Genomic DNA, 24,686 nt, shown 5'->3' with positions numbered 1-24,686 from the left:
GCGGGGGGCGCGCGGGCGCGTCGCTGCGCCGTGGAGTTACGCCGTAGAGTTGCCCGTGGCCGCGCTCTCTGGCGACGATGCGCGCTGGAGCGCGGTAATCGGCGGTGATTGTATCGAGGAGGCGGGGCCTCGCGGCGCGCGGCTCCGGCGACTGGCCACCACCCCCGAACCGCTGGCCATTCTCGTGAACTTCGCGTAGCTCCCACACAGGACGGACGATCCGCGGGGAGCGGCGGCAGGGGCAATGCGAGCGGGAAACGTCATCGACGGCCGGTTCGAGATCGTGGAGCTCGCGGGCGCCGGCGGCATGGGCCACGTCTTCCGCGCCTACGACCTCACGACCGGCGAGACGGTCGCCCTCAAGGTCCTCCAGAACGCCGCCTCCCAGGACTCCAGCCGCCTCGCGCGCGAGGCGCAGGCGCTCGCCACGCTGCGGGTGCCGGGGGTGGTGCGGTACATCGCCCACGGCGTCACCGATCTCGGCCACCCGTACCTCGCCATGGAGTGGCTCACCGGCGAGACCCTCTCGCAGCGCCTCGCCCGGCAGGCGTTCACGCTCGACGAGAGCCTCAAGCTCGCCCGGCGCGTCGCGACCACCCTCGGGTCGGTGCACCGGCTCGGCGTCGTCCACCGCGACCTCAAGCCGAGCAACCTGCTCCTCGTCGGCGGCGCGATCGACCGCATCACGCTCATCGATTTCGGCGTGGTCCGGATGTCCGGCATCGACCAGCAGCTCACCATGCCCGGCGCCATCCTCGGCACCCCCGGCTACATGGCGCCGGAGCAGGCGCGCGGCGAGGCCCAGGTCGACGCGCGCGCCGACGTCTTCGCGCTCGGCTGCGTGCTCTACAAGTGCATCTCGGGGCGCGCCCCGTTCCGCGGCGCGCGCGGGCTCGCGGTCCTCGTCAAGGTGCTCCTCGAGGAGCCGCCGTCGCTGAGGTGGCTCCGCGAGGACGTGCCCGAGGCGCTCGACGAGCTCGTCACGCGCATGCTGTCGAAGTCGCCCGAGGGGCGGCCGAGCGACGGCAACGCGGTCGCGGCCGAGCTCGCCGCGCTCATGGATCCCGCGGCGATCTCGGTCCGCCCGCCGGCCAGCTCCATCCGCCCGCCGGAGCTCACGACCGGCGAGCGCAAGGTGATGTGCCTCGTGCTCGCGCGCGACGGCCTCGGCCCCACCGCCGTCGAGGCGGCGCTCCCCGAGGTCGACGAGCAGGCGCGCGCGCAGGCGCTCTCGGCGACGGCGGCGCGCTACAAGGGCCAGCTCGAGCTCGTCGAGGCGCGGCTGCCGCTCGTCGTGCTCTCCGGCGCCGGCGCGACGACCGACCTCGCGGCCCGCGCGGCCCGCTGCGCGCTCGCCGTGCAGGCGCTGCTCGGCGGCGCGCCGGTCGCGGTCGTCACGGGCAGGGCCGAGATCGCCTCGCGCATGCCGATCGGCGACCTCATCGATCGCGTCGTCCAGCTGCTCCCCGAGCGCCGCGCCCCGTCCCGCGCGGCGGCGATCCGCATCGACGAGGTGACGGCGGGGCTGCTCGGGGCGCGCTTCGAGATCACCGCGGACGAGGCCGGCCAGTGGCTCCACGGCGCGCGCGAGGGGCCGGACGAGGTGCCGCTCCTGCTCGGCAAGGCCACGTCGTGCGTCGGGCGCGAGCGCGAGCTGTCGCTGATCCGGGACGAGCTCGCCCGGTGCGTCGAGGAGTCGACCCCGAGCGTCGTGCTCGTCACCGGGCCGGCGGGCATCGGCAAATCGCGGCTCCGCCACGAGCTCGTCCGCGCGATCCGGGAGGACGGCGAGCCGGTCGAGGTGTGGCTCGGCCAGGTGGACCCGATGAGCGCCGGCTCGTCGTTCGGCCTGCTCGCGCACGCGCTCCGGCGGGCGATCGGGCTCTCGGAGACCGACGCCGTCGAGGAGCGGCGGCGCAAGGTGCGGGCGCGGGTCGAGCGGCACGCGTCGCTCGACGCGGCGCGGGTGGCGACGTTCCTCGGCGAGCTGGTCGGCGCGCCGTTCCCGGACGACGACGTCCAGCTCCGGGCGGCGCGGCGGAACCCGATGCTCATGGGCGACCAGCTGCGCCTCGCCTGGGAGGACTTCCTGCGCGCCGAGTGCGCGGTGCACCCGGTCCTGCTCGTGCTCGAGGACCTGCACTGGGGCGACCTGCCCACGATCACGATGGTCGACGCCGCGCTCCGGAACCTGAAGGACCGGCCGTTCATGGTGATGGCGCTCGGCCGCCCGGAGGTGCACGAGCTCTTCCCGAAGCTCTGGGACGAGCGGCGCGGGCACAAGCTCCGCCTCGCGGGGATCTCGCGCCGGTCGAGCGAGCGGCTCGTGCGCCAGGTGCTCGGCGAGCGCGAGAGCCCGGCGCTCGTGGCGACGCTGGTGGAGCGCGCGGACGGCAACGCGTTCTACCTCGAGGAGCAGATCCGCGCCGCGGCGGCGGGCAAGGGCGCGGACCTGCCGGAGACGGTGCTCTCGATGGTGCAGGCCGAGCTCGACGCGCTCGACGTCGGCGCCCGGCGGGTGCTGCGCGCCGGGGCGATCTTCGGCGAGAGCTTCTCGCGGAACGGGGTCGCCGCGCTGGTGGGCCGGGCGGAGGTCGACCGGCTGCTGGCCGAGCTCGAGGCGCGGGAGCTCATCGTCCGGCGCTCGGTGGAGGGCGCGCCGGAGGTGATCGAGTACCGGTTCCGGCACGCGCTCGTGCGCGAGGCGGCGTACGGGATGCTGACCGACCACGATCGCCGCCTCGGCCACCGGCTCGCCGGCGAGTGGCTGGAGCGGACGGGGGCGGCGGACGCGATGGCGCTGGCCGAGCACTTCGAGCGCGGCGGCGAGCCGGCGCGGGCGGCGACGGCGACCCTGCGCGCGGCCGAGCAGGCGCTGCTCGGCAGCGATCTCGGCGCGGTGATCGAGCGGGTGGAGCGCGGCATCGCGCGCGGCGCGTCGAAGGCGACGGCGGGGGCGCTGCGGCTCTGCCAGGCCGAAGCGCACCTCTGGCGCGGCGAGTTCGCGCTGGCGGAGCGGCGGGGGATGGAGGCGCTGGAGCGGCTCTCGCCCGGGTCGGCGCCGTGGTTCTCCGCGCTCACGCAGATGATCCTCGCGGCCTCGAAGCGCGGCAACCACGACCAGGTCGAGCGCCTCCTGCGCGTCGCGCAGACCACGGAGCCGCGGCGCTCGGCGCGGACGGCGCGCAGCGTGTGCCTGTGCGCGGGCGCCGGGCGCCTCCTCTTCGGCGGGCGGTACCAGCTCGCGGACGAGCTGCTCGACGCGATCGAGCAGGACGCCGAGGAGACCGATCTGGAGGTCGAGGTGCTGGCGCGGCTCCACGAGGCGCGCGCGTACCGGGCGACGGCGGGCGGCGATCCGGGCGCCAGCTTCGCGGGGTTCGAGGCGGCGCTCGCGGCGTTCGAGCAGGCCGGCGATCGGCGCAACGCCTGCTGGGCGCGGAACAACCTCGGCTCCTGCTACGCGGAGCTCGGCGATTTCGAGGGCGCCGAGGCGGCGCTGCGCGCGTCGCTCGCGGACGCGGAGCGGATGGGGCTGTCGGACGCGCGGCTCGGGGCGCTCCTCGGCCTCGGCCCGGTGCTGGCGCGGCTCGACCTCGTCGAGGAGGCGCGGCGGACGGCGGAGGAGGCGATCGCGACGTCGCAGGGCCTCGGCGACGCGCGCCGGGAGGGCGCCGCGCGGACGTGCCTCGCGAGGATCCTGCTCCAGTCGGGCGATCTGGGCGGCGCGGAGCGCGAGGCGCGCGCCGCGGTGGCGATCCTGTACGGCGCGCCGCCGCTGCGCGCGTTCGCGTACGCGGTGCTCGGGCGGGCGCTGCTCGACGCGGGGCAGGCGGTGGACGCGCTCGCGGCGACGACCGAGGCGTTCTGCCTGCTCGAGTCGGTGGGCGCCGAGGTGGGCGAGTCGCTGGTGCGGCTCGCGCACGCCGAGGCGCTCTCGGCGTGCGGTCACCGGCGGGAGGCGATGATGGCGATCGCGTCGGCGCGGGAGCGGTTGCTCGATCGGGCGAGGAAGATCGGGGATCCGGCGTGGCGGGCGAGGTTCTTGGGCAACGTGCCGGACAACGCGGCGACGCTGGAGATCGAGCGCAGGTGGCTGGGGGCGTAGGCCGGCGCTTGAAGGCGCCGGGACGGGAACCCACTCCGCCGACTATCGTCTTCCGCCTGCCGCCACCCGGCTCCCGTCTTCCCTCTCTCGTCTCCCGTCTTCCGTCTCCCGTCTTCCGTCTTCCGTCTTCCGTCTTCCTCTTCGTGCGCGTGCTCGTGCGCGTGCTCGTGCGCGCTCCGGTTCGTCCCCGTTCCTTATGGAGTCATCCCTCGCGCCTGCCTCGGGGAGAGTGGGGCTCCGTGAATAGCTCAGCACGCTTCTACGCCATTGCTCATGAAAGCGCGATAGCAGCGGTGTCCTCCTGGATGTCTGTCGTGTGGCGGGCTTCGTGCTGTCTGCTGATGGGAAGACGGGAAGATCTTGCTGGATCGAGTCGTCGCGATGCTCACGAAATTTGTCGCCGGTGAAGGAATGGCGGCATAACCGCGCACGCGCACGCGCACGCGCACGCAGACGGGAGAGGGGAGAGGGGAGAGGGGAGACGGGAGAGGGGAGACGGGAGACGGGAGACGGGAGACGGGAGACGGGAGACGGGAGACGAGAGAGGGGAGACGGGAGGCGGCAGACGCGCGGCTCGCTACGCGCCGGCGGTCGCCCGGCTCAGAGGAACTCGCAGAAATACCCGGTGGGCTGCGCGGCCTTCACGTCGAAGCCGCTCTTGCCGGCCACCTCGAACGACGTCCCCGCCGGGTACGCGCGCCATTCCTGAGAGCCGTCGAACCGGACGGCGAGCTCGCCCGCGACGACGGTCATCCGCTCCGGCGCCTCGGTCGAGAAATGGAACTCGCCGGCGTCGATGACTCCCACCGTCTGCCGGCGCCCGTGGCGCTCGAACCCGACGCTCTGGACGCTGCCGTTGAAGTAGCTGTTGTGCTTGAGCATGGCGCCCTCCTACCGCGTCCCGCGCCCAGAGGCCAGCGCTGACTCGCCCGGTCGCCGCGCGGCCGCGGCCGCGAGCTGCCGCCGGCATCAGGCCGTCCGGGCGCGCCGGGCAGCCCCGGCGGCGAGGCTCACGAGGAGAAGCGCAGCCTGGAGCCGCCCACGGGGTGAACGCATGCGCCACTCGGGCGCGCGGTGCGCACGCAGGTGGGGCAAGAAGATTTGCCAGGCGGGGCAAGAAAATTTGCCCTTATCGTGCCTCTGACCATGCGGTACTACCGCGTTGCCAAGGCACGGTCTCGCGCGAGCTCCGCGACGCAGCGACGCCCGAAGGGCCGCTCGTCATGGGCAAAGCCGCCTCGTGACAGGCCCTGCAGTGGCGACAACCTGCATGAGAGAGACCACTGCCGGTAGCTGACCCTGGCGGGGATCCCTGGCTTCTATGGTTCGGCGGCACATCGGATTCCGGGGCCCGCGCGCGGGCAGCGCGTGACACCGACGAGACGCTCACCACGGCCACTCCGCTGAAGCGGCAGACACCGGAAGTATGAATGGAGGCAGCGCGTGACACACGACATCAAGGGCGAAGAAGGCACACTCCTCGAATCCCGGGACAACCTCACCGTGGCCCGGCCCAGAGATGACCGACGAGCCCGGTCGAGCGGGGAGGGTCGGGGTACGAGGTTTCTCATGAAGATCAGCGGGGTGCTCGCCGTTCTCTCTTCCATGGCGCTCGGCGGCTGCGTCGCACAGGCGGGCGATGAGGGCCTGAGCGACGAGGCCCTGAGCGATGAGGCCCTGAGCGATGAGGCCGTGGGAGAGGCGGAGCAGGCGCTCCAGATCAGCCTCTCGACGGTGAAGTGCAACAGCGGTTGGCCTGGTACGCGGGGCTGCTTCACGCAGCTCGTCAGCGCGACGGACATCGTCCCCGGTTCGATCACCGTGCAGATCGATGGCCACAACGGCGCTCTGGGGTATAGCGCATCCCAGTCCGGGGCCCGGGTCATCAATTTCTCGGCGAGCATCCGCGAGGGCGACGCGTTCAACCCGGGGGCGAACACGACCAAGTTCATCGTGGCGTGGCTGCGCCAGTAGCGGCGGGACCCGGACCCGACCCGGGTTGGCGGCGGAACGGGATCCGACCCGACCCAGGGTCGCCCCACAGGCCAACCCCGGTCGGATCGCCCCAGCTCCGGGACGGGCGTGTACGGATCAGGGGACGGAGCGGCCGACCGCCTCGGCCCTCGTCCACATCTGCGCGAAGCCTTCGGCGCCGTTGTAGAGCCGGTCGACGAGCTGCTCTCCGCCCGGGAGCGCCTCGATGTGCTTGAGGAAGTCCGGGAAGAGCCCGATGTGGACGACCCCCTCCTCGTTGTAATCCCACGAGCGGCCCCCCATCTGGGCCTTGGGGAACCTGGAGTAATCGACGCACGCCTTGGCGGCCGGATCGACGCATCGGTACACGATCTCCATGGCCTGCGTACAGAACATGCGCGTCGCGGCCCGGACGCCGGCGCGGCTGTATTCGTCGGGAGACGGCGCCTTGTAAGAGCAGGACGTCCTGGCGTTGCAGGCGCGGCCGACGATGCCCGTGAGATTTCCGCTGGTCTGGATGTCGAGGCAGCCGATGCGCGCGGAGCGCACGTCGATCTCTCCCCCTGTGCACCGGAGCTGCGCGGGCGGGTGGCTCCAGGCGTCGCCCGGCACCGTCACCACCTGGTCCCGGGGCGCCTGGCACTCGGGAGAGCGCGGCAGGACGACCATCCCGTTGATGTCCGAGCCGAGGGTGATCTGGAGCGGCTTGCCGCCCGGCGCGATCGCCGCCACGGCGGCTGCGTTCCGCAGGAAGCTCCGGGCGTCGGAGCCGCCGAACCCGACGCCCGCGAGCCCGCCGCGCGCGGCGATCTCCATGTACTGGTCGTTGGTCCGGCCGTTCTCGTTGCCGCTCGAGCCGCGGAGCCCGTTGTGCCCCGAGACGAGCGGGTACGCGCCGCCGGGCGTCGAGCGGGTGAACGCGAGCACGTCGCTCACCATCCTCTGGGACATGTGATCGATGTCGATGACCATCCCGAGCTTCATCATCTCGTTGATGCCGACGCGGCCCATGGGCAAGAGCCCCAGCCGGTTCTTGTGGCCTTCACCCGGTTGACAGCTCGGGAGCGGGATGTGACCGCCGGCGTCGCCGAGCTTCATCAGCTTGAACAGATCGTTCCCCGACCGGATGCGCTTCGTGATGCCCTCGCCGCGGGAGCACTCGAGGTCCCACCATTTCCCCGTCTGGAAGCGGTTGGCGCGCGCTACCTCGTCCTCGTAGGCGGCGGTGCCGCCGAAGAGGTTGTCGGTGAGGTGGACCGGGAACACGTAGCGCACGCCGAGCCCGTGCAGGCGCCTGATCTCCGCGCGGATCTGGGCTTCCGTCGGCGCCGTCTTGTTCCACACGAAGTTGCCGATGTCGTCCAGCTCGACGCCGACGATCACCGCGAGCTTGTTCTTCTCCACGATGCGCCGGAGATCGCTGGATGAACGCGCGATCTCCATCCACGTGTCGTGCTTGCCCACGAAGCGGACGAGCTCGGCGATCTGGAGATTGCCCGACTCCCTGTCGTCGATGGGCGGGTTTGCTTCGACGCCGTGGGCGAGCGTGCGGCTGTTGACGGCCAGCGCGACCATCACCCGGAGGCCGCCCTCCTTCGCGCGCCGGATCCAGTCGACCCACATCTGCTGGTGCAGGATATCGTTGTGCGCCGGGAAGTGCGCGAACGTCGGATAGCCCACGGGGCGTTCGACCTGGAACGAGCGGATGCCGTGGGATTTCGCCATCTCCCCGAGCACGATCTGGCGGACGTGATTCCCGCACTTGTTCTTCAAGAAATCGTGACCTCGGTGCGTGCTGTAGCTGGTCCCCAGCGCCTCCGCGATGCTGGCGGCGCGCCGCATCGACCCGTTGCACGTGGCGCCCGACGTGCCTTGACCGCTGGGGTCGTAGATGGTCCCCGGCGCCATGAGCACGTCGACGTCGGGAGCGCCGTGGAGCACGTGCCCCCCGAAGCCGAGGTGCGCCATCGGGTGGGTGTGGAGATCGACGAACCCGCGCAGCGGTCGGCCGGGAGCGCTCAGCGCGGACTCGAAGATCGGCGAGCGCCGCGCCTGCGCGCTCGCCGGGCCGGGGGCCGCGAGCGTCAGCGTGACCGCGGCGAGCGCGCTCCAGGGTGTCGCCCATGCAGGACCTGTCATCGGGCCGGTTCTCTTCATACCGAATCATCCTCCAGAGGGTTGCGGGCGGCGGAGCCCGGGCGAGGATCCACTTCGGCGCCAGCAAGTACCGGAGGGCCAGCGGCACGATAAGGGCAAATTTTCTTGCCGCCCTGGATACGCACCGTGCGCCGGAGCGGCGCTCGCGCTCACACCGGCGCTTCGAGCAGCTCGAGCGTGACCTTGGCGCCGCCTTGCGGCAGGTTGGCGCGCAGGACGAGCCCACCGCTCGACTCCACCATGCCGACCACGAAGCCGAGCCCCTGTCCGGACCCGCCCGGCTTCGGGCTCGGCGTGTCGTGGAACCCCGGGCCGTCGTCCTTCACCTCGACGGCCACCCGTCCGCCGCCGAGCGGGCGCGCGTCCAGCGTCACGCTGGACGCGCCGCGCTCGCCGGTCCCCTCGCACGCGTTGACGAGGAGGTTCAGGAGCACGCGCTCCAGCGCGTCGTGCCCCCCCGCGAACAGGACCGCGGTGCGCTCCGCGCGCGTCGTGATGTCGATCTTCACCGCCTGGTAGCGCCGCTGGACGGCGCGGAGCGCGCCGTGCGCCGCCTCGCCGATCTCGGCGGGAGCCGTCGCGCGCAGCGCGTCGAGCTCGCGCGTCGTCCGCTCGCGGATGTGCCCCATGGCCGAGGCGACCTCCTCGATGCTCTCGCGGAGCTGCTCCACCTTCCGCAGCATGCGCTCGGCGCTCGCGGATTCGCCCCGGGCGAGCTCGCGCCGCAGGAGATCCGTGTCGATGAGGGCGGCGGAGAGCGAGGTCTTCACGTCGTGGTGCTCGTGCAGGACGAAGCTCAGGTTCCGCTGCGCGCGCTCCGCGCGCAGCGCGGCGCGCGCCCCCACCTCGACGACCCGGAGCGCGCGCGTCGTGACGAGGAGCGCCGCGCACACGGCGGCGAGGAGCAGGATCAGGAACAGCCAGGCCGTCGTCCAGTACCCGCGGCGGCCGCCGTTCAGCGCGAAATCTAGCGCGATGAGCGCGAGCGCGGAGAGCACATTCGCCGCCGCCGCGAGGAGCACGGCCCGGCGGACGAGCCGGAATGCGCTCGCGACGATCGTGAGCAAGAGCGCGGCGATGTCCGGGGTCTGCAAGAGCCCCGGGTAGCCCTCCCACGGCCAGATCACGTTCGGCAGGAGGGCCACGAAGCACAGCAGCGCGTCGAGGCCGACCGAGACGAGGAGCAGGTGGGGGGGCGCGTCGGTTCGTCGGCTCGTCCGCCACACGTACATCGAGGCGACCACCGCGCCGAGGAGCAGCGGCACCTCGATGACGGAGCGCGGGTAAAAGCCTGGCAGCGTCAGGCCGCCGAGGGCGACGAACCGCGCGAGGATGGCGGCGCAGAAGACGCTCCGCGCGATCGAGGCGGTGCGCTCGCCTCGCAGCGCCTCGCGCGTGATGAGGGCGTCGAGCTGAACGCCGGTCAGCAGCGCCGGGAGGCTCGCCGGCTCCGCCACTTTCGCGCTATGCGCCCGCATCGACGGGATGGCACGCTAGCACACGATGCCCCGCTGGCTGGTGGTCGAGGATGACGTGAGGCTCAGGCGCGCGCTGTGCGACGCCCTCGAGGCGCGCGGCGTCGAGGTCGTCGCCTGCGCGTCGGTGGCCGAGGCCCACGCCGCGCTCCCTGGCAGGGAATTTCAAGGGATCATCGCCGACGTGATGCTCCCCGACGGCAACGCCGTCGACGTCGTGGAGCGGGCCATGGCCTACCCGGTCGCGCCGACGATCGTGGCCATCAGCGGATCGGCGAGCCCCGCGGTGTCGTTCCATCTCGCGCAGATGGGCGTGCGTTCGTTCCTCGCCAAGCCGCTGAGCCTGGAGGCGCTGGAGCGCGCGATCGATGACGCGCTCACGCGGCCCCCGGATCTCCGCCCCCAGGTGCGCGCGGCGGTGGGCCGGGCATCGATCCAGGAGGTCGAGGAGCAGGTCCGCGCCATCATGGTCGACGAGGCGCTCGCACGCGCTGGCGGGAGCCGGCGAAAGGCGGCGCAGCTCCTGAGCATTTCCCGCCAGCTCCTCCAGCACATCCTCCGGCGTCGATCGTAGCCGGTCGCGCTGGGCTCAGGGCTGCGACAGCGGCTCAGGGCGGCGGGATCGGAGGGACGAATCCGCTCGTGCTGGTCGGCGCGACGCGACCCGACTCGAGGTCGATCGATCAGCGCAGCTCGCGCTCGTCGCCGATCTCGGCCCCACCCGGTTCAACCTCGCTCGGCTCGGGAGCGGGGCTTTGCCCCTCGCCCTCCGGCGGCGCCTCGTCGGGCGAGGCGCTCGCGTAGCGCTTGCCCGCGCGATCCGAGGCCCGGAGCACGGGCCCGCGGATGATCTCGATGTCTCGCGCCGGGGCGCGGGACACCTCGAGGTTGGAGAGCACGAGCGACACGACCTTGAACCACTGGCTGCGTGCGGCCTGGATGGTGGTCTTGTTGACGGGCGTTGTGGCCTGGGTCGCCTCGATCTCCGTGCGGGCGCGCTCGAGCGCCTGGAGCTCCCGGCCCTTGGCGAGCCAGCGCTTCACGACGTCGAGCAGCGACGCCTTGCCGCGGGCGGGGATCGACCTCAGGAAGTCGACGATCTCGGGCTCTTCTTCGAGGAGGCGGGCGATGCGGGTGGTGTTGCCCGCCTCGGCGAGCGGCGAGGCGTTGAGGATGGCGAGGCCGTTGGGAAAGAGCTTCTTCTGGACGCCATCGCACTGCGCGGCGCGGGCGGCGTCGGCCGGCGCCTCGGCGAGGCAGAGCTCGCGGTGCGTGTCGATACCGTACGATACGGCCCTGGCGAGGTGGTCGTGGCATCGGTCCACCTCGTTGCTCTCGTCCACGAGCGCGCGCAGCTTCGACGCCGCGCCGGCTCCGCTGCTCGGCTGGACCGCGACCACCGCCTCGTGGGCCTCCACGACCCGCGGGTGGAGCGCCGCGATCTCGGGGATCGACAGGAACAGCTTGCGTTGCTTGGGATCGTCGACCCAGGGGGAGAGGAGCGCGACCATCTCGTCGAGATTCAGATGCTTCAACATGAGAGACACCTCCTGCTGGGGTGATGCGGGCAATGCCTGAAGCGGCATTGCTGGTGAGCAGGTAAGGGAAGTCCTGTGGTCACTTGCGTCAAGCAGGGGGCTGCGCTGGATTCTTGCGTTGCTGGCGCGTGCGCTGGACTCTTTCAGGCATGTTGAAGCGCTGCCGATGAGGAGCGTGGGTCGGGAGGGGAGCGTGGAGCGGTCGTCGCGTGCCGGCTGGCCTGGGGAGGCCTCGGAGGCCGGTGCGGGACCGAGGCGCGCGGCCTCGGGAGGCGGCGCGGAGAGGTCGCGACGTGGCGGCGCCGCCTCGGGAGGGGGAGCGGACAGGTGCGGAACCGAAAAACGGGGCCTCGGCGGGCTGCGCGGAGAGGTCGCGACGTGGCGGCGCAGCCTCGGAAGGGGGGCGGGTCGATGCGGAACCGGAAAATGGGGCCTCTGGAGGCGGCGCGGGGAGGTCGCGACGTGGCGGCGCTGCCTCGGGAAGGGGGGCGGGTCGGTTCGAGATCGAAACGGGGGGCCTCGGGAGGGGGGCGGGTCGGTTCGAGATCGAGACGGGCGGCCTCGGGAGGGGGGCGGGTCGGTTCGAGATCGAAACAGGCGACCTCGGAAAGGGAGGAGGTGCACGCCCGGGGCGGTCACTACGTGCAGCTTGGCCGGATGCGCGATCAGGTCCTGCCGGTCGCGTTCTGCGGGATGACGCCGTGACGTCCCTCGAGGCATATCCCGTGGAGGGAGGCGCGCGCCGTGAAGGAGTTGATCCCGCTCGACCGGATCGAGGTCCCCCGCGCCCGCCCGGACGCCAGGTACGCGGCCCGCCTGCCCGGCCACGACGCCTCGTTCCGCGGCCTGAAGCGGCTCCTCGGCGCCGCCGACGCCAGCAAGGCCGGCGACCGCAAGGCCGGCCTCGCGGCGCCCAGCGAGGCGGCGCGGGAGGCCGCCCGGGAGCTGCTCGGCGAGCTGACCCTGGAGCACCTCCACGATCACCCGCTCACCGACGAGCGGGGCGAGGTCGACGCGGTGATGCGGGTCAATTACGACATCGACCGCGGCGCCTTCGCGCGGATCGCCTCGCTGCGCCTCGGCGAGCTCAAGGACGCGCTGCTCCGCGCCCCGGGCCCGGAGGTGGCGCGCCTCGGCCGCGCGCTGACCGGGGTCATGGCCGCGGCGCTGGCCAAGCTCTGCGACGTGCACGAGCTCATCTACATCGCCCGCAAGATCAGCCGCCCCACCCGGGCGCGCACGCGCCTCGGCGCCCCCGGCACGCTCGCCTCGCGCCTCCAGCCGAACCACCCCACCGACGATCCGCGCGGCATCGCCCTGCTGACCTACTGGGGCCTCTCCATCGGCGCCGGCGACGCGCTGCTCGGCGTCAACCCCGCGGCCGGCACGGTGGAGAGCACCGCCGCGATCCTCCGCCACCTCGACCGCATCCGCCGCGCGACCGGCGTCCCCACGCAGATCTGCTGCCTCTCGCACCTCAAGGCGCAGCTCGCCGCGCTCGACCAGGGCGCGCCCGTGGAGATCCTCTTCCAGAGCCTCGCCGGCACCGAGGCCTGCTGCGTCACCGAGTTCGACATCACCGTCGACCTCATCGACGAGGGCTATCGCCGCCTGGCCGCGCGCGGCCCGCTCGCGGGCCAGGCCGAGCAGTTCATGTACTTCGAGACCGGCCAGGGGAGCGAGCTGACCTATGGCAAGCACAGCGGCGTCGACATGGCCACGGCCGAGGCGCTCTGTTACGGGCTCGCCCGCCGGTGGGACCCGTTCATGGTGAACAACGTCACCGGGTTCATCGGCCCGGAGACGCACCTCGACGATCGCGAGATGATCCTCGCGAACCTCCAGGACCATTTCATGGGCAAGCTCCTCGGCGTGCCCATGGGCATGGCCCCTTGTTACACCCTCCACGCCCACGTCACGCTCGAGGGCCAGCAGATGGCGACCCAGCTCCTCACGGCCGCCGGCGCCAGCTACTACATGGATGTCTGTCTCAACACCGATCGCATGCTCGCCTATTGCGACACGAGCGGGCACGACGTGCAGACCTTGCGCGAGCTCCACGGCCGCGCGCCCGGCGACGAGTTCCTGGCGTGGGCGCTCGACCGGGGAATTCTGGCGCGCGCGGCGGATGGACAGGGGGATGGACAAGGGAATGAGCAAGGGGAGGGGCAGGCGACGGCGGGCGCGATCACCCGCGGGCCGCGCTTCGGCGACGTGCGGCAGTTCTGCCGGGACGAGGCGGAGCTCGCCGCGCTGGTCGCGGCGACGCCCGCGGCCTACGGCTTCGCCACGGCCGGCCCGCGCCCGGCGAACGCGGTGAGCCGGCGGGCGCGCCTCGATCAGGCCATCGCGCGGGGGGCCCTCGAGAGCGCGCTGCGCGAGGACGAGCTGGCGCGCGTCGCCGCGTTCCGGGTCCTCACCACGATGGCCGGCAGCAAGGACGAGCACCTCGGCTCCGCCGACGCGGGCGCGCGCCTCTCCCCGGAGAGCGCCGCCCGGCTCGCGCCGGAGGGCGCCCAGGTGCAGATCGTGGTGTCGGACGGCCTGAGCGCCGAGGCCGTCCACCACAACCTCCCCGACCTGCTCCCGGTCCTCCTGGACGGGCTCGGGGCGCGCGGCGTGACCGTCGGCCGGCCGCTGCTCGCGCGCCATGGCCGTGTGAAGCTCGCCGAGGCGGTCGCCGAGGGGCTCGGGGCCCGGCTGGTCGTGATGCTGCTCGGCGAGCGTCCGGGCAGCGGAGAGCTCGCCTCGCGCAGCCTCTCGGCCTACCTCGCCTACCGCCTCGCGCCCGGCGTGGACCAGGAGGCGGCCGCCGCCTTCAGCGGCAATCCCGCGATCGGCTTCGAGTACACGGTGATCGCGAACATCCACGCGGGCGGGCTGCCCGCCGCGGAGGCGGGCGGCGCGATCGTCGAGAAGGTCGCGCAGGTGCTCGCGCGCCGCGCGGCCGGCAACCGGCTGGAGGCGTTGCTCGCGCGCGACGCCGCCTGAGCGCCGCCTGCGGCCGGCGGAGCGCGCGGAGGTCGTCGCCGAGCGGCACGCTTTGGCTTTGCATGGATGGAGATCGGCTTACCAAGACTGCTCCTTGCCGAAGAGGGCGCGGGACAGCATCGTACGGGCATGAGGGCGCTCGGTCTCGCGGGCAAGACAGCGCCGAGCACGAGAGCCTCGATGGGATCGGAGGCCACATTGATTTCCTTTGCGTCGAAGAACGGCTTATGGACCGCCACCGCGAGCGCGCTGGCCTTCGGGTGCCTGGCTGCTTGCAGCGGAGACGACGGCAGCCCCGCGCCGGACACCGCGCCGCCGCTCGCGGTCCGCTGCGCGCAGCTCGCGAACATGCAGATTTCGAGCGCCTCCATCGGGTTGCCCACGACCGGCGCCGTCGTCACCTCGACCCAGCTGAACGCGGCGCAGGGCGCGGTCGGCGAGCATTGTCTCGTGTCCGGGGACATCATGCCTGTGGATCCGACGGCGCCCAACATCAAGTTTCAGGTCGCGCTCCCCGCCGACTGGAACTCGAAGGCGGTCATGCTGGGCGGGGGCGGGTTCTGCGGGATCATCCCGGACGTCGCTGGCAATCCGCTGAACACCACGCCCGACGCGGTGACGCCGCTCGGGCGTGGCTATGCGGTGTTTGCCAGCGACTCTGGTCATCAATCGAATCCCCTCGACGGATCCTTCGCCCTGAACCAGGAGGCGTACGCGAACTGGGTGTCCGATGCCTTGAAGAAGACGCGCGACGCGGCCATCGCCGTGGTCGAGGCGACCTACGGCGACGCCCCGACCAAGGCGTACTTCCTGGGCAGCTCGACGGGGGGACGGCAAGCCCTGGCGGTCGCGGGTCGCTGGCCAGCGGATTGGGATGGCTGCGTCGCGCTCTACCCCGCGCGGAACGTGACGACCGCGATGGTCGGCGGCCTCGCCATGCTCCAGGCGTTCGCGGCGCCCGGCGCCTACCTGAACCCCGAGGAGCGCGGTGTGCTGTACCGCGCCGCCGTGGCCGCCTGCGACGCGCTCGACGGCGCGAGCGACGGGGTGATCAGCGACGTCCGGGGTTGCAACGCGACGTTCGATCCGTCGACCGCGTCGCTGAACGGCGCGCCTGTCCGGTGCCCGGACGGCGTCGACGCGGGGGACACTTGCCTGTCGGACGCCCAGCTCACGGCGCTCGGCAAGGCGAATGGAGAGGTGCCCTTCGACATTCCGCTGGCGAGCGGCGAGGCGAGCTTCCCCGGGTTCAACGCGTTCATCTCGGACCTGGGCATGGCGAGCAGCTCGCCGCTCCAGCCGCACGTGGCCGCGATCGGGCTCGGGAGCGCGCCGCCGGGGTTCCCGGTCACCGAGAGCATGTCGTACGGCGCCCATTTCGCGGACGGCTTCATCCGCTACGCCGTCGCCAGGGACGCCGCGTTCGACTACCTGACGTTCGATGTGTCGAACGCCGGCGCCTTCGCGTCACGGGTGACCGAGCTCTCGGCGCTGGACGTCGCGGACGCCGATCTGACCGCCTTCGCCGCGAAGGGCGGGAAGCTCTTGATGCTGCAAGGCACGGAGGACCTGCTCGTCAGCCCGCGCGCCGTACAGGCCTATTACTCGCGCTTGCGGACGGACATGGGGGCGGACGAGGTCGACTCCTTCCTTCGATACTATGAGGTTCCTGGGTTTGGTCACTCCGTGAGCGCGGTCTTCACCGCGGGGTGGGATTACTTGACCGCGCTCGAGAGCTGGGTCGAAGAGGGGGCGGATCCGGCGACGGACCAGATCGTCGTCGACACGACGGGCGTCCCGGGCCGAACCAGGCCCCTTTGTACCTATCCAACATGGCCCCAGTACAAAGGCTCGGGCGACATGGATAGCGCCGCGTCCTTCGCGTGCACGGCGAACTAGTGCCGCACCGCGGCCCTGGTGCGCCATCCTGTCGCTCGGAACCCCTACGAAACGGCTGGCTCCGAGCATGTCGACGGTTCATCAGAACCGTGTCGAAGCACTAGTGCCGCGCCTCGGTGTTGACGATCCGTTTCGTTCGGCTCGTGCGTCTGGGGGGCGTGAGCGAAGAACGAAAGCAGCCGAGGGCCAGGTTCAGGGGACTCCAGCTCAGCCAGGAGGACCAGCAGGCACTGCGCCGACGCGAGAAGGAGGGACCGCTCGGCATGCCGGTCGCACGGCGGATCCAGGCCCTCGAGATCCCGCGGTGTCGGCGGGGGCACTACGATCGGCGTTGTCGCTGGAGGTGGCGACGACCACACGCGAGACAGAGGGACCTACTGCGCGACGATGTCGCGCATCTTCAGCTGGTCATCGATGGTCAGTCGTCGGAAGATCGGGCGCGTGACGGGGGAGCTGGCGAGGCGGACGAACGCCGCGCGCAGGATCCGCTGAGCTTCCCCGGACGGTGTGAAGAGCGCCCTCATTCTCAGCCCGTCGGCCTGCAGGCTCGTGATGAACGGGCGCAGCTTCTCCTCCCAGGCGACGAGCGCGCGCCCCACGTCTTCAGGGTACTTCTCCAGCATGTTGCCCAGAAGCTCACCCCCGGCCATGCCGGTCGAAGCGCCCATCCCTGAATACAGCGTCAAGCACCACGCAGCGTCGCCGACCAGCACGACCCGCCCCTTGTGCCAGCAATTCATGCGAACCTGATTGACCGAGTCGAACAGGTACTCGTCTGCGGCCGCGAAATCGTCGAGGAGCTGCCTCAGCACGGGCCCTGCCGGCTCTGGTCCGTAAGCCCTGCGCAGCGACTCGATGGGGGTCCCCCGGAACTGCGCATCGATGTCGTCCACGCGGTAGGAGAAGAGCAGGCCTGGGTTGTGGTCCGCGAAGGGGAATACCCACGCCGACCGGCCGACCTCGGCAAGGACCAGCCCATCATGCAGGTGATAGCCGCGGACGGGTTCGCTCAGGATGGCCGCCCCGATCATGTAATTTAGCGGGTAGAGGAAATCTTCGTGCGGGCCGAAGACGAGCTTCCGGACGGTCGAGCGCATTCCGTCAGCCCCCACCACGAGGTCGAAGTGCGCGGTCTCGGTCTCGCCGGTCTTCGTGTGGGTCATCGTGACATCGACGCCGCGACCTCCTAGATCCATCCCCGTGGGGACAGTCGAGAAGCGGATCTCCACCCGCTCCGGCAGCGCGTTGAACAACGCATTCTCGACGTCGCCGCGCAGCAGCATGCGCGGCTCGCCGGGCACGTCGGCGAAGGTCATGCCCTTGCGACGACGATTGGCCCGGTCGACCTCGTACGTCTTGGTTTGCGGGTGCTTGCGGTTGCCCATGGCCTCGAGCACGCCGAGCCGCTTGGCGGACGCCTGGCCCGTGCCGAAGAGGGCAATGAAGTAGCCGCCTTTGCGGCGCTCGGGGGCCCGCTCGATGATCACGGGCTCCCAGCCGGCCCTGTGCAGCCGCAGGGCCGTGGCGATGCCGGCGATGCCAAGTCCAACGATCAAAACGCGGCGCCCGTGGGTTGCTGAAGTCGTCATGATGCTTTGACTCTAGCCATCGACGGCGCACGCCGGCAGAGCGTGGCTTGGGGCGGATATCGGCCTGGATTGGGGTCGGATGGCGGGGCCTTCAAGGCCCGGGGCGGCGGCGCTGATCGCGAAAGGCCCGGGGGGTCATCCCTTGGGCGCGCCGGAAGGTGCGAATGAAATGGGTGACGTCGGCGTAGCCAACCTGGTCTGCGATGCTCTCGATGCTCGCGTCCGTCTCCAGGAGCCGCCGCCGGGCCTCGGCTATGCGATGCTCGCGCAGCCAGTCCCCCACCGTCAGCCCTGTCTCCCGGCGGATGGCGTTGGCCAGGTGCGAAGGCGTGCGCCCGACCGCCGACGCGACGTCCTGAAGCGAGAGGGGCTCCAGACAGTGCGCCTCGATGAACCTGAGCGCATCTTGCACGAGCCCGCTGAGCATGGGCGACGCCAGAGGCGCGTGCTCCGAAAGCTCGCGGATGAGCTCCGTGATCAGGAGGGTAAACAATGCGAGCGCGGCGTTGTCCGCGCCCCACTGGGCCTCTCGCAGCTCGGTATCCATCTCCGCCACCAGGCGCTCGATTCGCTGCCGCCGGGGCTCTCCGGGTCGCAGCCGGAGCAGTCCCCGGAGAAAGAGGCTGCGCACCGGCGCGTCCTTCGCATCGCCTCGGATTCGTGGTCGTCCCGGCAGCCGCTCCGGAGTGCTCAGCAGCGTCGGATCAAAGCCCACGATCCATCCCTCCAGGTCGCCGACATCGAGGGGCTGATGCTCCACGCCCGCGGGGATGAGGTGGATATCCCCGGCATGAAGATTGACCTGCTCCAGATGACGGCCTCGCCCCCTTCCCGCCGTCAGCACGAAAACCATGAAGAAGGTCGAGACGAGCGGCCCGGGCGGCAGGGTGGGCCGCCTTTGTCGTGGGACGCGAACGACACACAAGGGCAAGCCCCCGGCGCCGAACCCGTCCAGCGTGAGAACGCGGGGAGGGGGGTGCTGAGGCGTGCGACGCATAGCCTGCATGCATAGCATACTCCGGGATGCGACGCCTGCGCGTGCTCGGCATGGCTTGAGCGTCAGCAAGCCGATGCGAGCGCTGCTCGGCGCAAGTCAGTACGTTTGGCCGCCTCGGTCGCAACCGCATCCCAACGCTCGCGGAGCTGCGGCCTCGCGTCCGGCAGTGGAATGCAGCCGCCGACCGGGCTCGTCGCACGATCAACTGGACGTTCACCGTCCGCGACGCCGAGCGAGTTTTCGGGTCCCACTGGTTCAACAGAATCGTGTCAGAGAACTAGCCCGGAGCGGCCGCGCCCGCACTCGATGCCCGCGGGCGGCGTACAGGTCGACGCCGAGGCGCTCGGGCTGGTGGGGCTGGGGGAAAACCTCGAGCTGGGCCTCGAGGCGCTGCGGCGCGACGCCCGTGACGCGGCGGTGGCCGGCATCGTGCGCGTGTCGGTGAGCGAGGGCTTCGTGCGGCCGACGACGCGCCCGCCGCTCAGAGCCCGGTCTCGGCCTGGATGCGTCCGTTCTTCACCGCGGCCGCCAGCGCTTGGTGGTCGCGCTCCGTCTGATCGGCGTAGGCGACCGCGAACGCGGCGATCGCCTTGTCGAAGGAGTCCGCTTTCCCGAGGTAGGCCGCGATCGCGATCCGATCGCCCGAGCGCGCGTGCGCACGCGCGAGGGTCCAACCGCAGAGACGGCCGTACGTCGTCAATACGACCCGATCCAGCGCGGCGATGTCCACCGAGAACTTCCAGTCGCGCAGCTGGCGCACGTAGAAGTCGCGCGCGACGCCGTCGACGCCCTCCACCCGCTGCCAGCCGAGGAAGATGTCGCTCGCGGCCTGCATCAGCCGCTGGCCCGCCACCACGCGCTGGCCGCTGTTGCTGTACTCGCTCTTTCCGAGGAACGGCTCGAGGACCGACGCTTGCGCCTCCTTCGCCTGCAGGAAGAGCGGGTCCTGATCGTCACGGCCGAGGAGCAGGATGATCCAGGCGCGCGAGCCGACGCTCGCGACCCCGACGACCTTGTGGGCCATATCCGCGAATTCGTACCGCTCCAGCAGGTGCCGCCGATCGGCCTCGAGGGTGCGGCGGTAACCGCGCAGGATCTCGCGCATCTGCTGCTCGATCTGCTCGCGGGCCACGCCCTTCAAGAGCTCGTCCACCGGGACGATCAGGGGAGGATCGCTGATGATCCGCCGCCGGCCGCCGACCTCGTGGGTCAGCGTCTCGTAGGCCTGGATGCTGTCCTTCGTCCGAGCCTTCGCGAGGTTGCGCTCGGTGACGTGCAGACGCTTGCGACCCACCGACGAGCGGAACCGGTCGAAGACCTGCTCGACGTCGAGGCTCGCGTACCAGACGTCGAGGTCGCGGAGCGCCGCGAAGCTCCGCATCGCCTCGCGGTACTCGCGGACGGTCGCCCGGACGATGTCGGAGCGCGACGACTTCGAGAAGCCGTTGTCGCGCCCGGCCAGCTCCACGCTGGCGGCCAGCCGCTTCACGTCCCAGTCCCATGGTCCTGGGAGCGTCTCGTCGAAGTCGTTGATGTCGAACATCAGGCGCCGCTCGGCGGATCCGAACACCCCGAAGTTCGAGAGGTGTGCGTCGCCGCAGAGCTGCACCCTCAGGCCCGAGCGCGTCGTGGCCGCCAGATCGGAGGCCATCACGCACGCGGCGCCCCGGTAGAACGTGAACGGGGAGACCAGCATCCGGCCGTAGCGGATCGGCACGAGCTCGGGCACGCGGGTCGTCGCTTGCTCCTCCAGCAGCGCGATCGGATCGCGCCGATGGGGCGGCGCCTTCCAGGTCGCGTGGGCAGCGCGCGGGATCTCCGCGCGCTCCGCCTTGCCGCGAGCCGCGCGCTCCTCGGCGGAGAGGTGCGGTATCGCCAACTCCCCCGTGACCGTCGATGATCCGTCTACGGTGGCCATCTCCATCCCTCCCTCGGCGCTCCTCCTTTCAGGTCGGGCGGGGCGCCGTTCCGATCCTCGCCGGTCCGCCCGACGCACGAGCGATGCTCAATCGCCGATCGTGCGCCGCAGATCGATCATCGCCTGCTGGCTCACCGTCAGAGCCCCTTCCTGCGGGCGGTCGAGGTCGGCGGTCAACATCAGGACGATCGAGAGGCTCATGACCAGCGTCGCCATCGTGGGGGACCGGCGCGTCTTGACCAGACCGGCGTGATAACCGACGGCCGCCAGGTTCAAGATCGCGACCGTAAAGAGCGCCGTCCACATGACCCCTGGAATCCCGCCCCGGACGGCGACCTTCACGCGCATTGCGTTGAGCTCGATCGTCCTGTTCAGCGACTCGATGAACAGCTCCACGACGGGCGAGCTGGGTTGGTCTCGTCCGGCGGCCTCCGCTTCTTTCCATAGCTCCCGGTGCAGCTCCTCCGCGCGCCGCATCGCCTGCTCGACGTTGCCGAGCCTCACCACCGCCAGACGCGACTCCACGTAGTCACGCAGCAACCCGCGGACCTTGGCGCCGCGGTCGCCGGGGAGCAGGCCGGCGCGCAGGTAGGTCGTCTCGATGGCGTTGGCCTCGTCGACGACCATCTGTTTCCTGGCCTCGAAGCGGGTCGCCGCGAGGCCGAACGTGAAGGCCAGGACGAGCGCCAGCAAGCCCATCGTGGTCGAGACGAGAGCGAGCACGTGAGCCCCGTGCTCCTGCTTGGAGCGACGCAGCCGGTACGCCCCCAGCCGATAGCCACCCTCGACGGCGAGCAGGAGGACCACGAGGGTGACCCCCGAGAGCAACCAGAGCGGAAAGCGATCGAGCGGTCCAGCCACGGGCATCGGCGCACCTCGCATCAATTACGGCTCTTCGCCGTAGCGAAGACGGAGCATGTCGTCGCCGCGCCGACGTGGGCGGTCGCTTTCAGTGCGACTGCCCGGCTGGCGCTGGGTTCATGGTCGCGATCCCAGACGGGAGGTCAACCAAGCCACCCTCGATCTGTCAAGCTCTTTCACTGCGAAGAGCTGAGGTGTCCGCGTGCTCCGCTCCTGGGCCAGCCACGGGGCTCCGCCCTCGCTCGTCGAGCGTCCGTCCGCGTCCCGCCGTGCGCCGCGACCGGACCCGCTGCCCGCGCACCCTCGAAGCGATCCTGGCCGCGATCCTGCCCCACGCGACGAGCCGACCCGTCACGGCGACTTCGTTGGTGCCCAGTCCTGTAAGATCTGGAGTTTCTTCGATCACGATAGGGGCAGCCTGAGCCGATAGGCGAGGACCATCCCTACATCAGGGGCGAATGGTCGTGACGAGGATGGCGATGGAGCGCTCAGGACGTCGGCGCGTCCCACGCGACGTTCAGCGCGGCCGGACCGCGGTGCACGAGGTTGGGCATGTACGAGAGCCGCGCGTCGCCGGCGAGGCGCGCGCCCCGCAGGCGTCGGGTCAGCTCCTCGAGCGCGATCGCGCCTTCCAGGCGCGCGAGCTGCGCGCCGACGCAGAAGTGCGGGCCGCGCCCGAACGCGAGGCTCGGCGCGGCCGCGCGCTCGAGCTCGAACCGATCGGGGTCCTTCACGCCGGGCAGGTCCCGGTTGGCGGACCCGAACAGCGCGAACACCCGCGCGCCGCGCGGCACGGCGACCCCGCGGATCTGGCAGTCCTCGGTCACGGTGCGCGTCATCCCCTGCACGGGCGCATCGAAGCGCATGCCCTCCTCGAGCACGCCGGGGATCAGCGCCGGCCGGTCGCGCAGCGTCTGCCAGGCGCCGGGCGCGCGCAGGATCGACACGAGCGTGTTGCCGATCATGTTCGTCGTGGTCAGGTGCGCCGCGAAGATCAGCACGCACAGCGCGCCCACCAGCTCCTGCGTGTCGAGCGGGCGCTCGCCCTCCGCGCGCGCCTCGATGAGCTCGGTCACCAGATCGGGGCGAGGGCTCGCCCGGTGATCCTCGACGAGCGCGCGCAGAAAATCGCGGTAGGCGACGATGCTGCGCGCCAGCTCCGCGCGCTGCTCCTCGGGCAAAAAACCCATGAGGAACATGGTCTCGTCGTCGCACCACCGCTTGACCCGTTCCATCTCCGAGAGCGGGATACCGAAGAGCTGGCTGGTCACGCGGATCGGCAGCGGCGTGGCGAAGCGCGCCATCAGGTCCGCCTGCCCGTCCTTTTCGAACCCGCCCACGAGCTCGGTGGTGATCGCGCGGATGAACGGCTCCATCCTCGCCGCGAGGCGCGGCCCCGCGAGCGCCTTGCTCACGAGGCTGCGCACCCGCGTGTGGACCGGCGGATCGCTCGACAGGAGCGGATACACGCCGCTCCGGTCCTTGCCCAGGATCGCGAGCAGCGCGGGCGAGGGCTCCTGGAGCGGCGCGAGGACCTGCGCCGAGCTGAAGCGCACCGGATCCTTGACCACGGCCGCGACGTCCTCGTGGCGCGAGACGAACCACATCCCGAAGCTCGGGTTGAACACCACCGGCGCCTCGCGCCGGAGCTCCTCGAAGAGGGGATAAGGGTCCTCCAGGTGCGGCGAAACGAGGTGGTTGAAGGCGCGGGTGGTCTCGATCGACATGCTCGCGATGCTCCAGGCAGCGGCGGCGGGGAGGCCGTCCTCTGGTCGCTTGATCGAATATCACCTTCCGAGGTCGTGTTGATAGGCTCAGCTCCCCGCGCCGACCGGCAACCGCAGCGCGACCTCGAGCCCGCCGCCCTCGGCGTTCCTCGCCTCGACCTCGCCGCCGTGCAGCAGCACCGCCCGCTGCGTGATCGCCAGCCCGATCCCCGTGCCGCCCGCGCCGCGCGCCCGGTGATCGTCGACCCGGTAGAACGGCTTGAAGATGTCCCCGAGCGCCCCCTCGGGTACGCCCGGCCCGCGATCGCGGACGCGCACCTCGGCGACCCCGCCCGAGCACGCGAGGTCGATGCGGACCGTCGTGCCCGCCTCGGTGAAGCGCACCGCGTTGCGCACCACGTTCTCGATCGCCCGCCGGAGCAGCTCCTCGTTCCCGTCCAGGGAGCACGCGTCGCGCGCCCCGAGCTCGACCGAACACCCCTGCTGCTCCGCCTCGAACGCGGCGTCGTCGACAAGCTGCTCCACGAGCGCCGTCAGATCGACCCGCTCGGTCCGCTCCATGCCCCGGGCCGACTCCAGCCGGCTCAGCGTGAGCAGCTCGCCGATCATCCCGTTGAGCCGCTCCGTCTCCCGCTCGATCCGGTCGAACGCCGGCTCCACGTCCGGCGGCGACCGGCGGCGGACGAGCTCGAGCGAGATGTTGAGACGGGCGAGCGGCGACCGGAGCTCGTGCGAGACGTCGCGGAGCAGCCGGCGCTGCGTCTCCAGGAGCTCCTCGATGCGCTCGGCCATCCGGTCCATGTCCCGCCCGAGCGCGAGCGTCTCGCCGTCCGCGCCCGCGAGCTGCCGCGCGACGCGGACCGAGAGATCGCCCGCGGCCATCCGCTGCGTGGCGCCGCGCAGGATGTGGATCGGGCGGGACAGGTAGCGCGCGAGGACCACCGCGACGAGCCCGGTCACGACCACGATCGCGAGCAGCCGGAGCGGCAACGTCTCCGGCACGATGAAGAACATCCACGGCGACCGGACCGGACCGGTTGCGACCGCCACGAAGGACGGGTCGCGGCGCAGGACGACCGCGACGAGCTCCCGCTCGCCCACCTCGACGGCGATGCCGTCCGCCGAGCGCCGCGCCCGCTCCTCGACGAGCGGCGCGCCCTCGATGGGCTCGCCGCTCACGAGCGCGCCGGACCGGTAGACCGCGACGCGCTGATCCCGCGGCTCGAGCGGCGAGAGGCGCTGCTCGCAGCCGGAGAGCCCGTCCCGCGCGCAGGAGAGCGCGCTCTCCGCCCGGAGCTCGACGCTGCGCGTGCTCAGGCGGCGGCGCAGCGAGCTCGACTCGGCGGAGAACGCCCAGCCGTGGATCACCGCGAACAGCCCGACGAGGAGCGCCATCGCGATCCACAGCGAGACCAGGAGGCGCAGGAAGAGGCTCTTCACGCGCGCCCCCCG

16 protein-coding genes are annotated in these 24,686 nt (G+C 71.4%); 6 read left to right on the top strand and 10 right to left on the bottom strand.

The features are described from left to right. Positions 1-55: 55 nt before the first annotated feature. Together WME83_RS28890 and WME83_RS28885 are read left to right on the top strand one after the other, a co-directional pair. Positions 56-199 (top strand): hypothetical protein, encoded by a 144-nt coding sequence (locus tag WME83_RS28890; protein ID WP_437312922.1) that lies wholly within the window; start codon positions 56-58, stop codon positions 197-199. A gap of 45 nt (positions 200-244) precedes the next feature. Beyond that, complete coding sequence (locus WME83_RS28885) at positions 245-4,108, top strand: serine/threonine-protein kinase (protein WP_437312921.1); 3,864 nt, start codon at positions 245-247, stop codon at positions 4,106-4,108. A 600-nt stretch (positions 4,109-4,708) separates the two neighbouring features. On the opposite strand, the gene WME83_RS28880 is transcribed toward WME83_RS28885, so the two are convergent. Next, positions 4,709-4,990, bottom strand: coding sequence for a pyrimidine/purine nucleoside phosphorylase (locus WME83_RS28880; RefSeq protein WP_437312920.1), 282 nt, complete (start codon positions 4,988-4,990; stop codon positions 4,709-4,711). 687 nt (positions 4,991-5,677) lie between these two features. On the opposite strand from WME83_RS28880, the gene WME83_RS28875 reads away from it, so the two are divergent. Then, positions 5,678-6,082, top strand: coding sequence for a hypothetical protein (locus WME83_RS28875; RefSeq protein ID WP_437312919.1), 405 nt, complete (start codon positions 5,678-5,680; stop codon positions 6,080-6,082). 117 nt (positions 6,083-6,199) lie between these two features. On the opposite strand, the gene WME83_RS28870 is transcribed toward WME83_RS28875, so the two are convergent. Together WME83_RS28870 and WME83_RS28865 are read right to left on the bottom strand one after the other, a co-directional pair. Then, entirely contained in the window at positions 6,200-8,239 is a 2,040-nt protein-coding gene (locus tag WME83_RS28870; RefSeq protein WP_437312918.1) for a membrane dipeptidase, read from the bottom strand. Between the two features lie 149 nt (positions 8,240-8,388). Continuing rightward, positions 8,389-9,717: an ATP-binding protein gene (locus WME83_RS28865; protein WP_437312917.1), complete on the bottom strand. Its 1,329-nt coding sequence runs from the start codon at positions 9,715-9,717 to the stop codon at positions 8,389-8,391. 25 nt (positions 9,718-9,742) lie between these two features. Between WME83_RS28865 and WME83_RS28860 the strand changes: the two genes are divergently transcribed. Then, the gene (locus WME83_RS28860) at positions 9,743-10,288 is read left to right on the top strand and encodes a response regulator (RefSeq protein WP_437312916.1); all 546 of its coding nucleotides are present in this window, start codon (positions 9,743-9,745) and stop codon (positions 10,286-10,288) included. A 109-nt stretch (positions 10,289-10,397) separates the two neighbouring features. Here WME83_RS28860 and WME83_RS28855 read toward each other — a convergent pair whose 3' ends face one another. Continuing rightward, positions 10,398-11,252, bottom strand: coding sequence for a hypothetical protein (locus tag WME83_RS28855; RefSeq protein ID WP_437312915.1), 855 nt, complete (start codon positions 11,250-11,252; stop codon positions 10,398-10,400). 744 nt (positions 11,253-11,996) lie between these two features. Between WME83_RS28855 and eutB the strand changes: the two genes are divergently transcribed. Both eutB and WME83_RS28845 read left to right on the top strand, forming a co-directional pair. Next, positions 11,997-14,243, top strand: coding sequence for an ethanolamine ammonia-lyase subunit EutB (gene eutB / locus WME83_RS28850; RefSeq protein ID WP_437312914.1), 2,247 nt, complete (start codon positions 11,997-11,999; stop codon positions 14,241-14,243). Positions 14,244-14,441: 198 nt separating this feature from the next. Then, the gene (locus tag WME83_RS28845; RefSeq protein WP_437312913.1) at positions 14,442-16,142 is read left to right on the top strand and encodes a tannase/feruloyl esterase family alpha/beta hydrolase; all 1,701 of its coding nucleotides are present in this window, start codon (positions 14,442-14,444) and stop codon (positions 16,140-16,142) included. Between the two features lie 374 nt (positions 16,143-16,516). Here WME83_RS28845 and WME83_RS28840 read toward each other — a convergent pair whose 3' ends face one another. From WME83_RS28840 to WME83_RS28815, 6 genes are all read right to left on the bottom strand, one after another. Then, entirely contained in the window at positions 16,517-17,731 is a 1,215-nt protein-coding gene (locus WME83_RS28840; protein WP_437312912.1) for an FAD-dependent monooxygenase, read from the bottom strand. Positions 17,732-17,822: 91 nt separating this feature from the next. Further along, positions 17,823-18,584 (bottom strand): helix-turn-helix domain-containing protein, encoded by a 762-nt coding sequence (locus WME83_RS28835; RefSeq protein WP_437312911.1) that lies wholly within the window; start codon positions 18,582-18,584, stop codon positions 17,823-17,825. Between the two features lie 625 nt (positions 18,585-19,209). Further along, on the bottom strand, positions 19,210-20,652 hold the full coding sequence (locus WME83_RS28830) for a DUF2252 domain-containing protein (RefSeq protein WP_437312910.1): 1,443 nt from the start codon (positions 20,650-20,652) through the stop codon (positions 19,210-19,212). A gap of 81 nt (positions 20,653-20,733) precedes the next feature. Further along, on the bottom strand, positions 20,734-21,453 hold the full coding sequence (locus WME83_RS28825; protein WP_437312909.1) for a hypothetical protein: 720 nt from the start codon (positions 21,451-21,453) through the stop codon (positions 20,734-20,736). Positions 21,454-21,995: 542 nt separating this feature from the next. Continuing rightward, complete coding sequence (locus WME83_RS28820; protein ID WP_437312908.1) at positions 21,996-23,234, bottom strand: cytochrome P450; 1,239 nt, start codon at positions 23,232-23,234, stop codon at positions 21,996-21,998. Positions 23,235-23,321: 87 nt separating this feature from the next. Continuing rightward, entirely contained in the window at positions 23,322-24,674 is a 1,353-nt protein-coding gene (locus tag WME83_RS28815; protein ID WP_437312907.1) for a sensor histidine kinase, read from the bottom strand. Positions 24,675-24,686: the final 12 nt, after the last annotated feature.

Source organism: Sorangium sp. So ce385 (assembly GCF_051474135.1).
In the GTDB taxonomy this organism is placed as follows: Bacteria; Myxococcota_A; Polyangia; order Polyangiales; family Polyangiaceae; genus Sorangium; species Sorangium cellulosum_D.
Note: the sequence above shows the minus strand (reverse complement) of the source record. Positions and strands in the feature narration are given on the sequence as shown.